Below are 14,651 nucleotides of genomic sequence, written 5' to 3' on the forward strand. Positions count from 1 at the left end.
TCCTGTGCGGGGTTGGGGGCGGGGCCGGTGGGTGCGGAGTAGGCGGAGGGGGCGATCGGCTGCGGGGACCGGGGTCCGCCGTGCGAAACCGGGGCGCTGCGCCGGCGGGCCGAATCGCCGGAGCATCACTCCGAGGAATCTCACCATAGGTGAGGCAAACCACGCTAGGTTATGCTGTGATTCTTTCACGCACATCGACGCGAGGCTGCTCCAGGGTGCCGGGCGAACCGTCCGGTGCGGTGGCCGTCGCAAAGCTTCGTCGGCCCGGCACCCCGGGCCCGACAGGAAGGTGGGGACATGCCCGCAATTGACCGGCGGCGTTTTCTGATCGGAACTGCCGGGGTCGCGGCACTGGCGGCGCTGTCCGCCTGCGGGCGAAACAGCGGGACGGAGGACACCCCGGAAGGCGCCGGCGACGCGCCCCGGGAGGGCGGCACGCTCCGCGTCGGGGTGCTGGGGAAGCCGGACGCCACCCAGCAGGACCCGCACCAGAACCTGTCCAACGACAGCGACTTCCTGATCATGTCGCTGGTCTACGACGCGCTCACCGTGCCGAACCGGGACGAGAACGTCGCCCCGCGGTTGGCCCGCAGCTGGGAGCAATCCCCGGACGGCCGGACCTGGACGTTCACCATCGCCGATGGCGCGACGTTCCACGACGGCACGCCCGTCACCGCGGAAGACGTCGTGTGGTCCCTGCGGCGGATCGCGAAGGACAAGACGATCGCGTTCAAGGTGCCCGTGCCCGCCGACCAGGTGCGGGTCGTCGACGACACCCGCTTCTCGCTGACGTCTCCGCAGCCGAACAGCCAGATCCCGCTGCTGGTGCGGCTGGTCACCTTCGTCATGAAGAAGGGCGCCGAGCCCGGGGACTGGAGCGGCTCCGGGCCGTTCAAGATGGACTCGTACTCCGACGGCCGCGCCAGGCTGGTGCGCAACGAAGCGTGGCACGGCGGCGCCCCGCACCTCGACGCCATCGAGGTGATCCCGTTCGCCTCCGCCGAAGCAATGGGCAACGCGATCCAGGGCGGCGACATCGACCTCGCCTCGGCCGTCGGCGCCGTCGCCGGCCGCACCGCGGAGGCGAACGACCGGCTCACCGTGATCCGCCGCCCCAACGACTCCGTGATGCCGATCATCATGCGCACGGCCTCGGGGCCCTTCGCCGACCCGAGGGTCCGCGAGGCCATGCGGCTGATCGTGGACCGGCCCCGGATGGTGGAGTCGATTCTCTCCGGGTACGGCGCGGTCGGCAACGACATCCTCGGCACCGGCGACCAATTCCACGATGCGTCGCTGCCCCAGCGGGAACGCGACCTGGAGCGCGCCAAGCGGCTGCTGGCCGAAGCGAACTTCGACACCGCCCGGACGTACGACTTCTTCACCATCGACGAGGCGACCGGGCAGGTCGACTCCGCGAAGCTCTTCGCCCGCCAGGCCGCGGAAGCCGGCGTCAAGATCGAGGTGAAGGTGCAGGATTCGACGACCTTCTACGACTCCACCTGGTGCAAGGCCGACTTGTACATCATGACCTGGGGCACCAACGACTCCGTGGCCTTCTTCGCGGACAAGGTGCTGAAGAAGGACGCGAAGAACAACGAGACCGGATGGGACGACCCGGCGTTCGAGGCCGCGTACTCCGAGCTGCTCGCCGCCCGGGACGAATCCGCCCAACGCGCGGCGTCGAAGAAGATGCAGCGGGCCGAATACGACGGCAGCGGCTACGTGGTGTGGGGGATCGTCGACGGCATCGACGTCGCCGCGAAAACCGTCCGCGGGCTGCCGACCGCCCCCGGATTCGGCCGCATGCAGCTGGAGAAAGCGTGGCTCGCGTCGTAGTGCGGCGGACCCGATCCGGACGCGCGGCCACGCGGGAATCCCCGGCGCGGCGGCTCGGGCGGCGCTTCCTGGGCCGCCTGGCCCTGCTGGCGGGAGTGCTGGCGCTGGTGTTCGCCGCCGTCGACATGCTGCCCGGATCGGCGGCCAAGGGGGTACTCGGGGCGAACGCGACGGATGACGCCGTCCACGCGAAGAACCTGGAGCTCGGGCTCGACCGGGCGTGGCCGATCAGGTTCCTGCGGTGGCTCGGCGGACTGTTGTCCGGCGACATGGGCACCTCCATCCGGGGCCGGCGGGTCGGCGAACTCGTCGCCGCCGCGCTGCCGGAGACGATGATCCTCGTCGGCGCGGCCGTGCTCGTCGCGGTGCCGTGCTCGGTGGCGCTGGGCGCATGGTGGGCGACGTCGGCGGGGCGCCGTGCGCGGCGATCGGCGGACGCGCTCACGACCACCGCGATCGCCGTGCCCGAGTTCGTCATCGCGACCATGCTGGTGGTCCTCTTCGCCTTGCTTCTCGACGCCTTGCCCGCCGCGACGATCGTGACCGCCGATGGTTCGATCGCCGCGCCCGACATGAGGGTGTTGCCGGCCCTTGCGCTGGTCATTCCCCAAATCGGCTGGAATGGCCGGGTGGTGCACGCCGCCGTCGCCGATCACGTGGGCGATCCGCATGTCACGCAGGCCATTCTCGACGGCGTGCCGCCCCGGCGGGTGTTGCTCCATCACGTTTTGCCGATGGCGCTGCCGACGATCGCCGCGTCGGCGGCCACCTCCACCGGGATGCTCGTCGGCGGCGCCGTCGTCGTGGAGACCGCGTTCAACCACCCCGGCATCGGCAACCTCCTGTCCTCGGCGGTGGCGGCGAAGGATTCCGTCACCGCCGCCGCGATCGTCGCCGTCGTCGGCATCCTCATCGCCTGCGTCCTCACCGCCTCCGATGCGGTGCGGGTCGCCGTCACGGGGCGCGCCGCATGAGCGCCGGGGTCATTCGAAGGTGCGTGCCGGCGCTGGCCGTCGCGCTTTTCGTCATCGGCGGATTCCTCCGCGGAAGGTTCTCGGACGGTTTCGACGCCGGTGCCGCGACGGCCGTCCCCTTCCTCGGCCCGTCGGCGGAGCACCTGCTCGGCACCGACAAACTCGGGCGCGACGTCCTCGACCGGCTGCTCGTCGGGGGAGCGGGGCTGCTGGCGGTGGCGCTCGTCCTCGCCGCGGCCGTCACCGCGCTGGGCGCGGTGCTCGGCGCGTTGGCCGCGCTCCGGCCGGCCGCCGACGCCGGCCTGCGGTGGCTCACCGATGGGGCGGTGCTGATTCCCGCGGTGCTCGCGATGCTGGTGCTCGGCGCGGCCCTCCCCGACGCCGGGTTCACCGCCATCGGAATCGCCGGGGTGGTGCTCGGCACCCCGTACGCGGCCAAGGTGTTCCAATCCGCGGCGGCGGTCGCCGTGATGAACGGGCACGTCGAAGCGGCCGAGGGGATCGGCGAATCCCTGCCCCGCCTGATCTTCGCGGAGGTGCTGCCGATGCTGCGGCAGACGATCATCGCGGTCTTCGGGCTGCGCCTGGTCGAGGCCACGTATCTGGTGTCCACCGCGGCTTTCCTGCACATTCCCACGGGGCTGGCGGAAACGAATTGGGCGCAGTCGGTGCGCGACAACGGCGCGGGCCTGCTGCTGAATCCGTGGGCGGCCCTCGCCCCGGCTCTGGCCATCGCCGCCGCCTCCATCGCGGTGCTGGCGGCCACCCGCGGGCAACCCGGGTCCGGACGGGCGGAGGTGGGCGGATGACCTCCGTCAATGCCTCGCTGCCGAAGACCGCGCGGCTGACCCGCCGGCTCACGGTCGCGGACTTCTCCGTCACGGCGGGCGGCCGGACGCTGCTGCCGCCGGTGAACCTCGACGTGGGCGCGGGCTCCGTCGTCGCGGTCACCGGCGCTTCGGGGTCCGGGAAGTCGACGTTGTTGCGCGCGATCCTGGGCGAGCTGCCGGACGGGGCCTCGGCCGCGGGGTCCATCGCCGTCGATGGCAGGGACCCCCTGGCGCTCGCCGAGCGGGAATTGCGCGACTTCCGCGGGACCGCGGTCGCGTACGTGGATCAGGATCCCGCGACCGCCCTCAACCCGACGCATTCGGTGAATCGGATACTCCGGGAAGTGTCCGCGGGGCGGCATTCGGCGCGCGAACTGGCGGATCTGGTCGGACTGGATCACCGTCTTCTGCGCCGCCGCATCGGGCAGTTGTCCGGGGGCCAGCAGCGCCGCGTCGCCCTGGCCCGCGCGCTGTCCAAGGATGCCGGACTGATCCTGGCCGATGAACCGCTCGCCGGGCTCGACCCGCGCGCCCGCGTGCGGATCGTGGACATGCTGCGCCGCATCGCGGACGAGCACGGCCATGCCATCGTGGTCACCGGCCATCTGATCGACTCCGACCCGCAGGTGCGCGCGCGACTCGACGACGTCGCGTGCATCGCCCGCCCGTTGGCGCCCGCATCCGGCGGTTCCGGGCGATCGGGCTTGACGACGGAACCGCGGGACCGGCACACGGCCGACTCGCCGGAGGGTTCTCCGGATCATCCCGGTGGTGGGGCGCAGGTCCTCGACGCGATGCTCCGGACGGTCGCGGCTCCGGATGGGCGGATCATCGCGGATGCCGTCGGCGTGACCGCCGCGGCCGGCGAAGTCCTCGGGATTTGCGGGGACTCCGGCTGCGGAAAGACGACCGTCGCCCGCGCGCTCGCGGGATGGGACCGCTGCGACGGGACGATTCGGGTGGATGGCAGGGAGCTGCCCTCGAGCCGGCGCAGGCCGCGGAAGGACCGCCACCTGGTTCAGCTGGTGCCCCAGGACACCCGGGGCACGCTCGATCCCCGGCGCAGCGTGGAGTGGATCCTCGGGCGCCCGCTCGAGCTGAGAAGCGGAAAGCGCGCCGGGCGGGAGCGGATCGTCGATCTCCTCCGCGCCGTGGGCCTCGATGATGCGGTCCTCGCCGCTACCCCTCCGCGGCTATCGGGAGGCCAGCGGCAGCGCGTCGCCATCGCGCGCGCACTCGCCGCCGGGCCGCGGGTGCTCGTCTGCGACGAGGCCACGTCGGCGCTCGACGCGGCGAATTCGGAGCGAATCGGCCGTCTGCTCCGGGACCTGGCCCGCGACCGCGGGATCGCGGTGCTGGTCATCAGCCACGACCACGGCTTCCTGGCCCGCTGGTGCGATCGGGTCGTGGACGCGGGGGCCGAGTGGAAGCCCCGCGAACGCGGCGTTTAGCGGTACTCGATCGCCGAGATGCCGGACAGCGCGATGTCGCGGCCCTCGAGGGTCACGGTCACGCCGCGCTCGGTGACGGCGACGTCCTTCACCGTGAAGCCGTGGCCGATCTGCTGCGCGGGGCCCGCCACGGCGGCCTCCGCGAAGCGGGAGATCATCCCGGAGACGTCGACGCCCAGGACGGAGCCGCCCTCGACCTCCGCGGTGACGCCGCCGTCGCGGACGACGGGGCGGATGTCGACGGTGGCGATGCCCCCGGAGAACTCGGCGGTGAGCACGCCGCGGTCCGGGTGCGGGGTCAGGTTGGTCAGGCGGACGGCCGAGGACACGATGTCCTCGAGGATGTTCCCCGAACCGCCGGCGGCGTCGGAGACGCGAATGTTCGCCTCGGCGATCATCAGGTCCGGCGGCAGATCGGACACGACGTCCACCTTCGCCGCCACCGGATCGCTCGTGTTCGACACGTCGACGTCGGTCAGCGTCACGGTCGCCGCCGGCGACCCCTTGATGGACGGGGTGCCCTTGTCGCCGCGCGGATCGTCGATCTTCAGCGTCGACGGGGTCTTCAGGTCCATGCCGCCGAGCTTCTTGGTCAGCAGGGCCATCAGCACCGGGTTCGAGCCGAAGGACGTCTCCACGTCCTCCGTCACCTCCACGCCGCGGGCCCGCTCATGCTCGCGGAAACCGTCGGAGATCTCCTTGCCCAGGAACATGCGCACGGCGATTTCACCGGCCACCAACACCAGGGCGATCACGAGCACGACGCCCACGATCGTCCCCACCGGGTTGCCGCGTTTCTTGGACTGATTCGTTCTGGCGTTCCTCTTGGCGTTCACGAGTCACAGCATGGCGGAAACTCGCCGCCGGGGCCAACGGGTGCCCCGGACATGGAAAAACCCGCGCGCCGGGCGGGCACGCGGGCAGGGGCCGTCGCAAAGCGACGCGGAGCCGGGGCCGATCGGCCCCGGCCGGGAACGGGGGAACTAGGCGTTCTTGGCCAGGTACTCCTGCAGGATGCCGGCTTCCTTCTGGAAGAGGCCGTCGACCGCGCCGGCGACCTTCGGCTCCAGGACGGCGCCCATCATCGGCACGTTCACGGTGACGTCCGCGCCGGTGACGATGGCCGAGCCGTCGCCCGCCGGGGTCAGCTTCTGGGTGCCGGAGAAGGTCACCGGCATGCCCGTGACGTCGGCGTCGACGGTGGCGTCGGCGGAATCGCCGGCCAGCGGGCCCCAGGAGATCTTGCGCACGACGATCAGGTCGTTCTTGATCAGGGTCTTCACGGCGTCCGGCAGGGCGTCCGTGGCCAGGGTCTGCTTGAGCTCGACGTTGATGCGGTCGCCCTCGTTGTCGAAGGAGACGACCTCGCCCGCGGGCGTGGAAAGGTTCTCGGCCAGGTACGTCCAGTAGGCGACGTCCGACAGGGCCTCGTGGACCTTGGCGGGGGCGTAATTGACGTTGGCGGTGATCTCGGTGTGGGAAGCCATGCCCCCGATACTAACGTGGTGGACGTGCACGAATCAGCCTTGACGCGAATCTCCGGTGTTTCCGGGGCCGAAATCGACCACGACGTGGCTTTCCGCGATCTGACCACCCTGCGGATCGGCGGGAAACCCGCCGCCGCGGTGCGCTGCGCGACCGTCGACGCCGTCGTGGACGTCGTCCGGGAGCTCGACTCCGCGGGCGTGCCGCTGCTGATCGTCGGCGGCGGCTCGAACCTCGTCGTCGCCGACGACCCCGGCGACGTGGTGGCGGTGATCATCGAGGCCGACGCCGTCGTGCTGGGCACGTCCGGCCACGGCCTCGACGTCGACGGCGCGACCGTCGAGGCGGAGGCCGGCGCGGTGTGGGACGACGTCGTGGAGATGTCCGTCGCCGCGGGTTTCGGCGGCCTGGAGTGCCTGTCCGGCATCCCCGGCTCCGCGGGCGCGACGCCGGTGCAGAACGTCGGCGCGTACGGGGCGGAGGTGTCCTCGACCCTGGAGGCCGTGCGCCTGTACGACCGCCGCACCGGCGTCGACGAATGGGTCTCGCCCGACTCGCTCGAGCTGGCGTACAGGTACTCGAACCTGAAGTTCACCGCCCGCGCGGTCGTGCTGGCGGTGCGCTTCCGCCTGACCGTTGACGGCCTGTCCGCGCCGCTGCGCTACGGCGAGCTGGCCAAGCGCCTGGGCGTCGGCCCGGAGGAGGGCGCGTCGGGCCAGGCGCGCCGGCCGGTGGCCGACGTCCGCGAGGCGGTGCTGGCCCTGCGCCGCGGCAAGGGCATGGTGCTTGACGACGCCGACCACGACACCTGGTCGGCCGGGTCGTTTTTCACCAACCCCATCGTCGGCGAGGCCGAAGTCGAGGTCGTGCGCGGGCGCGTCGCGGAGAAGTGCGGTGCCGGGGTCGCCGAGTCGATGCCGTCCTACCCGGGCGGCAAGCTGTCGGCGGCGTGGCTCATCGAGCGCGCGGGCTTCCCGAAGGGACATCCGGGCGACGGAGCCCCGGCCCGCTTGTCGACGAAGCACACCCTGGCGCTGACCAACCGGGGAGACGCCACCGCGGCCGACCTCATCGCCCTGGCCCGGGAGATCCGCGACGGCGTCCGCGACGCATTCGGCGTGACGCTGGTGCCCGAGCCGGTGTGGATCGGCGCAGAGCTGGACTAGGGGTTCGCCCGGCAGGCGGCGTCCGCGACCTGCCGGGCCACGACCCGGGGCGTGAGGATCAGCGCTTTCGCGGCGCCAGCGAGTCGACCGTCTGGCCGGAGTCCTCGAGCTGCTTCAGAAGAACGTCGCGCACGTCGCGGCGTCGGACCTTGCCCATCTGGTCGCGCGGCATTTCATCCAGGTGGAAGAACGCCCGCGGCACCTTGTAGCCGGTCAGGTTCTCGCGGGCGTGGGCGCGGTAGGCCTGGACATCCAGGTTCGCGTAGTCGCCCAGGGCCACGGCGGCAACGACGAGCTCGGAGCCGTCCTCCTTGGGCAGGCCCACGACCGTCGCGTCGACGATGTCGGGGTGCTCCAGCAGGACCTCCTCAACTTCGGCGGGGTAGACGTTGAAGCCGCCGGTGATGATGACCTCCTTGATGCGCGCCACCAGGCGCAGGAAGCCGTCGGCCTCCATCACGCCGACGTCGCCGGTGCGGTACCAGCGGCCGCCCGCCGCGCCGTCGGGCCCGTCGGTGAAGGACGCCTCGGTCTCCTCGGGCCGGTTGAGGTAGCCGGCGAAGATCTGCGGGCCGCGGACGATGACCTCGCCCTCCGAGCCGTCCGGGACGTATTCGGTGGGGTTCTCGGGGTCGACGACGGCGACGTCGGTGTCCGGGAACGGGATGCCCACGTAGCCGGGGCGGCGGTTGCCGTCCATCGGATTGCCGACGATGATCGGCGACGTTTCGGTCAGGCCGTACCCCTCCACCAGGCGGCCGCCGGTGAGGCGCTCCCACTTCTCGACGGTCGACACCGGCAGCGTCGCGGCGCCGCAGAACGAGTACTTCACGCCGGTGATGTCGATGTTCTTCTCTTCGGCGGTGGCGATGATCTTCTCGTAGAGCGTCGGCACGCCGGGCACCCACGTCGGCCGGTGGTTCTTCATCACCTTCATGATCAGATCCATCTCGGGCGCCGGGACCAGGACGAGTTCGGCGCCGATGAGCATGGCCAGGTTGTTGACGATGGTCAGGCCGTAGGCGTGGAAGAGGGGGAGCACGCCGAGGACGGTTTCCTTCTCCTCGCCGAGCCCGGGCACCCATGCTTCGCCCATGAGGATGTTGGCCACCAGCCCGCGGTGCTTGAGCTGCGCGCCCTTCGGAGTGCCGGTGGTGCCGGAGGTGTACATGATCACGGCGACGTCGTCGACGCCGATGTCGGTGGGGGAGACGATGTCGCGCCCGTCGCCGCCGACGCCGTCGCCGAGCACGGCGTCGAATCCCATCACCTGCGGCGCGGGGGAGTGGAGCTTGTCGCGGGAGGCCTTGAGGGCGGGCAGCGGCAGCTTCAGGGCGGTGCGCATGAGCCAGGGCAGGTCGCGGCGCATGTCCACGCCGATGATCGTCTCCAGCGGGGTTTCGCGGCGCAGTTCCTCGAGCACGGGGACGGTCTTGTCCCAGCAGATGGCCACGCGGGCGCCGTGGTCCTTGAAGGGGTGGCGCAGTTCGTGGGCGGTGTAGAGGGGGTTGTGCTCGATGACGATCGCGCCCAGGCGCAGCACCGCCCAGTAGGCGATGACGTGCTGGGGGCAGTTGGGCAGCACCAGCGCGACGTGGTCGCCGCGGCGCACGCCGAGGGCCCGCAGGCCGGCGGCGGCGCGGCGCACCTGCTCGTCGAACTCGGCGTACGTCCAGCCCCGGCCGAAGAACCGGAGCGCGGTGCGGTCCGGGTGGCGGTCGATGGTCCGGTCGTAGACGTCGATGAGGGTGGTGTCCCCGTAATCGAGATGGGGCGTGGTCCATTCCGGGTAATGCTCGAGCCAGGTCCTGTTGGCCGATGCGCTCATGAGGTGCCTCCTTCGTAACCTACGAGAGCGTAACTTATCATCATTTCCATATTTCCGGGAAGGGGCCCCGCGGTCGCTCCCCACGCCCCCAAGTCTCCGCCAAACGCCGTTTTCCCGCCGTGACCGTGGGCACCCGCCGCGCGGACGCGCGCGCGGGAAAAGCGCTCCGGCCGGGCGGTGAGACGGTGAAGGGCGTTTGCGGACCCCGCTTGACGACGGGCATTGTGGAGCCATGAACGGCCATAACGAGGCGCACGCCGGGCATCGCCCCGAGCGGGTCGCGGTCATCTCCATGCACACCTCGCCGCTGGAGCAGCCGGGCACCGGCGACGCCGGCGGCATGAACGTCTACGTGCTGCGCACCTGCCGGGAGCTCGCCTCGCGCGGCGTCGCGGTCGACGTCTTCACCCGCGCCACGCGCCCCAGCCAGGGCGAAATCGTGGAGGTCGCGCCGAACCTGCGCGTCATCAACGTCGTCGCCGGCCCGTACGAGGGCCTGTCCAAGTCGGAGCTGCCGACGCAGCTGGCCGCGTTCACCGGCGGGGTGATCGCCTTCGCCCGCTGCCACGGCCTGCGCTACTGCGTCGTCCATTCCCATTACTGGCTGTCGGGCCAGGTCGGGTGGCTGCTGCGGGATCTGTGGCGCGTGCCTCTGGTGCACACCGCGCACACCCTGGCGGCGGTGAAGAACCTCCACCTCGCCGAGGGCGATTCCCCCGAGCCGGAGTCCCGCCGCATCTGCGAGCAGCAGATCGCGGACAACGCCGACGTCATGGTGGTCAACACCGACGAGGAGAAGGACAATCTCACCCGGCATTACGACGCCGACGCCTCCCGCATCGAGGTCATCCCGCCGGGCGTGGACGTGCACCGCTACAGCCCCGGCAGCGACCGCGCGACCGAGCGCTGCCGCCGCGAGCTGGGCATTCCGCTGCAGGCGAAGGTGGTGCTCTTCGTCGGCAGGCTGCAGAGGCTCAAGGGCCCCCAGGTGCTGCTGCGCGCCGTCGCGGAACTGGTGTCGCGCCGGCCGCGCCGCAACCTCAAGGTCATCATCTGCGGAGGCCCGTCGGGCACGGGCCTGGACCGCCCCGACGAATTCCTCGAGCTCGCCGACGAACTTGAGCTCGGCGACGTCGTCCGCTTCCTGCTGCCGCGGCCGCCCGAGGAACTGGTCAGCCTGTACCGCGCGGCGGACGTCGTCGCGGTGCCCAGCTACAACGAGTCCTTCGGCCTGGTGGCCATGGAGGCGCAGGCGACGGGCACCCCGGTCGTCGCCGCACGTGTGGGCGGCCTGCCCATCGCGGTCTCGGACGGGGAGACCGGCGTCCTCGTGGACGGCCACGGCCCCGAGCGCTGGGCCGATGCGCTGGAGGAACTGCTCGACGACGATGACCGCCGCATCGCCATGGCGTCGGCCGCGCCCGCCCATGCGGCGTGCTTCGCGTGGGAACGGACCGTCGACAAGCTGCTTTCCGTTTACGATCGGGCCTTGTCCGGGCTCGACGACGACGATTGCGGCCCGCGCGAAGCCGAAGGGAGCCGATGAAATGGACGATGCCGGGCAGAATGGGCCGACGACCGGAGGAAACGGGGCGGAGGCGGCCGCGCCGGGCGGGGGACTGGCGGCGCTGACTGCCCAGCTCGACCGCATGGGCGTCGAGCACAAGACCGCCGAGGGGTCGGCGATCGTGGTGCTGCCGGGCACCCGCAAGCTCAAGACGGTGTGCCTGCTCACGCCCGCGCCGGACTCCCTGCGCATCGAGGCGTTCGTGTGCCGCAACCCCGAGGAGAACCACGCCGGCGTCCACGAATGGCTGCTGCAGCGCAATCGCCGCCTGTTCGGCATCGCGTACACGGTCGACGCCCAGGGCGACATTTATCTGGTGGGGCAGCTTCCCCCCTCGCTTGCCGACGACGACCTCGACCGCGTGCTCGGCCAGGTGCTCGAGGCGTCCGACGGGGACTTCAACAAGATCCTCGAACGCGGCTTCTCCACGTCGATCAAGCGGGAATGGGAATGGCGCGTCGACCGCGGCGAGTCGCTGGCCAATCTGGAGCAATTCCGCCACCTGACCGGCGGGTCCTGAGCGGCCGCCCCGCCCCGCGCCCGCGGCGTCGGCGGGCGTTCCCGCAAAGGGGGGAGCACGAGCGCCCGCCCTTTTTTTCGGGCATGATCGATGGCATGAGCAACGGAAAACTTGTCCTCGTCCGCCATGGCCAGAGTGAGTGGAACGCGTCGAACCAGTTCACCGGCTGGTATGACGTCGCCCTGACCGACAAGGGCCGCGCGGAAGCCGTTCGCGCGGGCGAGATGATGGTCGAGGCCGGCCTGGAGCCGACCATCCTGTACACGTCGCTGCTGCGCCGCGCCATCAACACCGCCCACATTGCCCTCGACGTGGCGGACCGCCTGTGGATCCCGGTCGTGCGCGACTGGCGCCTCAACGAGCGCCACTACGGCGCCCTGCAGGGCCTGAACAAGGCCGAGACCAAGGAGAAGTACGGTGACGAGCAGTTCATGACGTGGCGCCGCTCCTACGACACCCCGCCGCCGGAGCTCGCCGACGATTCGCCGTACTCGCAGGCCAACGACCCGCGCTACGCGCACGTGGAGAACCCGCCGAAGACGGAGTGCCTCAAGGACGTCCGCGAGCGCATGATCCCGTACTTCGAGGCCGAGATCCTGCCGCGCCTGAAGAACGGCGAGACCGTCATGCTCGCCGCGCACGGCAACACCCTGCGCGCCATGCTCATGTACCTGGACGGCATCACCCCGGAGGACATCGCCGAGGTCAACGTCCCGACCGGCATCCCGCTGGTCTACGAGATCGACGCCGACGGCAAGGTCCTGAACCCGGGCGGCACCTACTTGGACCCGGAGGCCGCCGCGGCCGGCGCCGCCGCCGTGGCCAACCAGGGCAACAAGTAAAACCGGGCGCCGAGTAAAACCGGGCGCCGATTAAAACCAGGGCAACGAGCAGCGAATAGACGGCTGCGAGAGGAACGTGCTTTCCGGGCGCACGCCCCGGGAGGCCCCGGGCCGCGTCCGCTTCGGCGGGCGCGGCCCTTTTCCGTGCCGGGGGAACGGCTTCGACCGGCGTCCCGGCGGGACCGGCGGGGCCGGCACGGCTCCGGGCCGGACGCGGGGCGGGGCTCGCGAAGGGGTGCCGGGGTCGGTCGGCGGGCTCGGCCGAGGGGCGATAGGGTTGGTGCCGTGACATCTACCATCCTCGCGGCTCTAGTGGGCGCGGCCGTCATGGCCGCGGTACTCATCGGCGGTGGTGCCGTGGCAGGTGTGGTCAAGTCGGTGTCCCGCAAGCGTTCCGGGGCGGAGGAGCGCGTCACCACCATCGCGCAGGTCCTGCACCTGGCCATCCAGGGCTCGCCCACCGGCGTGGTGGTCGTCGACATTTCGCGCGACGTGCTGCTGTCCAACCCCCAGGCCCACCAGCTGGGCCTGATGCACGAGCGCGTGCTGCACGATCTCGGCTGGGAGGCCGCGCTCCGCGTGTTCGACACCCAGGAGGAGCAGGAGCTCAACCTGGTCATCCCCGCCCGCCGCGCCGGCGCGCCCGACAAGTCCGTCCGGTGTCTGGTCAGCCCCCTGACCATGTCCGACGACAGGTTCGTGGTGCTCTACGCCACCGACGAGTCGGAGCTGGTCCGCATGGAGGCCGCGCGCCGCGACTTCGTGGCCAACGTGTCGCACGAGCTGAAGACGCCCGTCGGCGCCATGAGCCTGCTGGTGGAGGCGCTGGCCGAGGCGAAGGGCGACCCGGAGGCGGTCGAGCATTTCAGCGAGAGCCTGACGCGCGAGGCCAAGCGGTTGTCGATGATGATCACCGAGCTGATCTCCCTGTCCAAGCTGCAGGGCGCCGAGGCGCTGCCGGACATGGAGCCGCTGCCGGTGGACGAGATCATCGACGCGGCGGTGCGCCGGACCAAGATCCTGGCGGATCAGGCGGGCATCACCGTCGGCACCGACTGCGAGGACGGGCTGATGGTCATGGGCGACCGGTCGCTCCTGATCACCGCGGTGTCGAACCTGATCACCAACGCCGTGAATTACTCGCCCGAGCAGACGCCGGTGAGCGTGTCGGTGAAGCTGACCGACGGCGACACCGTCGCCATCCGCGTCACCGACCGTGGCATCGGCATTTCGCTGGCGGACCAGGAGCGCATCTTCGAGCGGTTCTTCCGCGTCGACAAGGCCCGCTCGCGGTCGACGGGGGGAACCGGGTTGGGGCTGGCGATCGTCAAACACGTCGTCGCGAACCACAAGGGTGCCATTAAGATCTGGAGCAGGCCCGGCACGGGGTCGACCTTCACACTCGAACTGCCGGCCCTGAAAAAGGAAGGATGATCCACCCGTGACCTCCGTTCTGATCGTCGAAGACGAAGCCGCCCTCGCCGAACCCCTGGCGTTCCTGTTGAGGAAGGAGGGCTTCGAGGTCCGGCTCGCGGGCGACGGCCCGACGGCGCTGGCCGAGTTCGAGGCGAACCCCATCGACATCGTCCTCCTGGACCTCATGCTGCCCGGCATGAGCGGCACGGAGGTGTGCAAGAACATCCGCCTGCGCTCCAACGTCCCGGTGATCATGGTGACCGCGCGCGACAGCGAGATCGACAAGGTCGTGGGCCTGGAGATCGGCGCCGACGACTACGTGACCAAGCCCTACAGTTCCCGCGAGCTCATCGCCCGCATCCGCGCGGTGCTGCGCCGCGGCGGCGAGCCGGAGTTCGACGACGAGGAGCTGGAGGAGGACGTCCTGCGCGGCGGGCGCGTGGTCATGGACGTCGAGCGGCACGTCGTCACCGTCGACGAAGAGCCGGTGTCCATGCCGCTGAAGGAATTCGACCTGCTGGAGTACCTGCTGCGCAACAGCGGCCGGGTGCTCACCCGCGGCCAGCTCATCGACCGCGTGTGGGGCGCCGATTACGTCGGCGACACCAAGACCCTCGACGTGCACATCAAGCGCCTGCGCTCGAAGATCGAGGTCAACCCGTCGCGCCCCCGCCATCTGGTCACGGTGCGCGGGCTGGGCTACAAGTTCGAGGAGTAGGCCGGACCCCGCCCC

General features: G+C 70.8%; 13 protein-coding genes. 10 read left to right on the forward strand and 3 right to left on the reverse strand.

Annotation, left to right across the window (positions count from 1 at the left end):
* The first annotated feature begins 297 nt into the window (after positions 1 to 297).
* Genes CHAN_RS01370 through CHAN_RS01385 form a run of 4 tightly spaced genes read left to right on the forward strand, consistent with a single transcriptional unit; the run spans position 298 to position 5,094 of the window.
* Positions 298 to 1,839, forward strand: coding sequence for an ABC transporter substrate-binding protein (locus CHAN_RS01370; protein ID WP_290291038.1), 1,542 nt, complete (start codon positions 298 to 300; stop codon positions 1,837 to 1,839).
* A complete protein-coding gene (locus CHAN_RS01375; RefSeq protein ID WP_290291040.1) occupies positions 1,824 to 2,813 on the forward strand; it encodes an ABC transporter permease in 990 nt (329 codons plus the stop codon). Before CHAN_RS01370 ends, CHAN_RS01375 begins: the two co-directional genes overlap by 16 nt.
* Positions 2,810 to 3,622, forward strand: coding sequence for an ABC transporter permease subunit (locus CHAN_RS01380; RefSeq protein ID WP_290291042.1), 813 nt, complete (start codon positions 2,810 to 2,812; stop codon positions 3,620 to 3,622). The genes CHAN_RS01375 and CHAN_RS01380 overlap by 4 nt, the downstream gene beginning before the upstream one ends.
* On the forward strand, positions 3,619 to 5,094 hold the full coding sequence (locus CHAN_RS01385) for an ABC transporter ATP-binding protein (protein WP_290291044.1): 1,476 nt from the start codon (positions 3,619 to 3,621) through the stop codon (positions 5,092 to 5,094). Before CHAN_RS01380 ends, CHAN_RS01385 begins: the two co-directional genes overlap by 4 nt.
* Here the strand turns inward: CHAN_RS01385 and CHAN_RS01390 are convergent.
* Together CHAN_RS01390 and CHAN_RS01395 are read right to left on the reverse strand one after the other, a co-directional pair.
* Positions 5,091 to 5,930 (reverse strand): hypothetical protein, encoded by an 840-nt coding sequence (locus CHAN_RS01390; protein WP_290291046.1) that lies wholly within the window; start codon positions 5,928 to 5,930, stop codon positions 5,091 to 5,093. The two genes, CHAN_RS01385 and CHAN_RS01390, sit on opposite strands and share 4 nt — an antisense overlap.
* Positions 5,931 to 6,077: 147 nt before the next feature.
* Positions 6,078 to 6,581, reverse strand: a complete 504-nt coding sequence (locus CHAN_RS01395) for a DUF2505 domain-containing protein (RefSeq protein WP_048739973.1) — start codon at positions 6,579 to 6,581, stop codon at positions 6,078 to 6,080.
* A gap of 24 nt (positions 6,582 to 6,605) precedes the next feature.
* Between CHAN_RS01395 and CHAN_RS01400 the strand changes: the two genes are divergently transcribed.
* Positions 6,606 to 7,745, forward strand: coding sequence for a UDP-N-acetylmuramate dehydrogenase (locus tag CHAN_RS01400; RefSeq protein WP_290291050.1), 1,140 nt, complete (start codon positions 6,606 to 6,608; stop codon positions 7,743 to 7,745).
* A gap of 58 nt (positions 7,746 to 7,803) precedes the next feature.
* Here CHAN_RS01400 and CHAN_RS01405 read toward each other — a convergent pair whose 3' ends face one another.
* Positions 7,804 to 9,573: a long-chain-fatty-acid--CoA ligase gene (locus tag CHAN_RS01405; RefSeq protein WP_290291052.1), complete on the reverse strand. Its 1,770-nt coding sequence runs from the start codon at positions 9,571 to 9,573 to the stop codon at positions 7,804 to 7,806.
* Positions 9,574 to 9,805: 232 nt separating this feature from the next.
* On the opposite strand from CHAN_RS01405, the gene mshA reads away from it, so the two are divergent.
* From mshA to CHAN_RS01430, 5 genes are all read left to right on the forward strand, one after another.
* A complete protein-coding gene (mshA, locus tag CHAN_RS01410; RefSeq protein WP_290291053.1) occupies positions 9,806 to 11,119 on the forward strand; it encodes a D-inositol-3-phosphate glycosyltransferase in 1,314 nt (437 codons plus the stop codon).
* 1 nt (position 11,120) lies between these two features.
* On the forward strand, positions 11,121 to 11,660 hold the full coding sequence (locus CHAN_RS01415; RefSeq protein WP_082144271.1) for a type III secretion system chaperone family protein: 540 nt from the start codon (positions 11,121 to 11,123) through the stop codon (positions 11,658 to 11,660).
* 95 nt (positions 11,661 to 11,755) lie between these two features.
* On the forward strand, positions 11,756 to 12,502 hold the full coding sequence (locus CHAN_RS01420; protein WP_048740217.1) for a phosphoglyceromutase: 747 nt from the start codon (positions 11,756 to 11,758) through the stop codon (positions 12,500 to 12,502).
* A gap of 285 nt (positions 12,503 to 12,787) precedes the next feature.
* Positions 12,788 to 13,936 (forward strand): sensor histidine kinase, encoded by a 1,149-nt coding sequence (locus CHAN_RS01425; RefSeq protein ID WP_290291057.1) that lies wholly within the window; start codon positions 12,788 to 12,790, stop codon positions 13,934 to 13,936.
* A 7-nt stretch (positions 13,937 to 13,943) separates the two neighbouring features.
* Positions 13,944 to 14,636, forward strand: coding sequence for a response regulator transcription factor (locus CHAN_RS01430; RefSeq protein WP_048739980.1), 693 nt, complete (start codon positions 13,944 to 13,946; stop codon positions 14,634 to 14,636).
* Positions 14,637 to 14,651: the final 15 nt, after the last annotated feature.

The organism is Corynebacterium hansenii (genome assembly GCF_030408795.1).
Lineage (GTDB): Bacteria > Actinomycetota > Actinomycetes > Mycobacteriales > Mycobacteriaceae > Corynebacterium > Corynebacterium hansenii.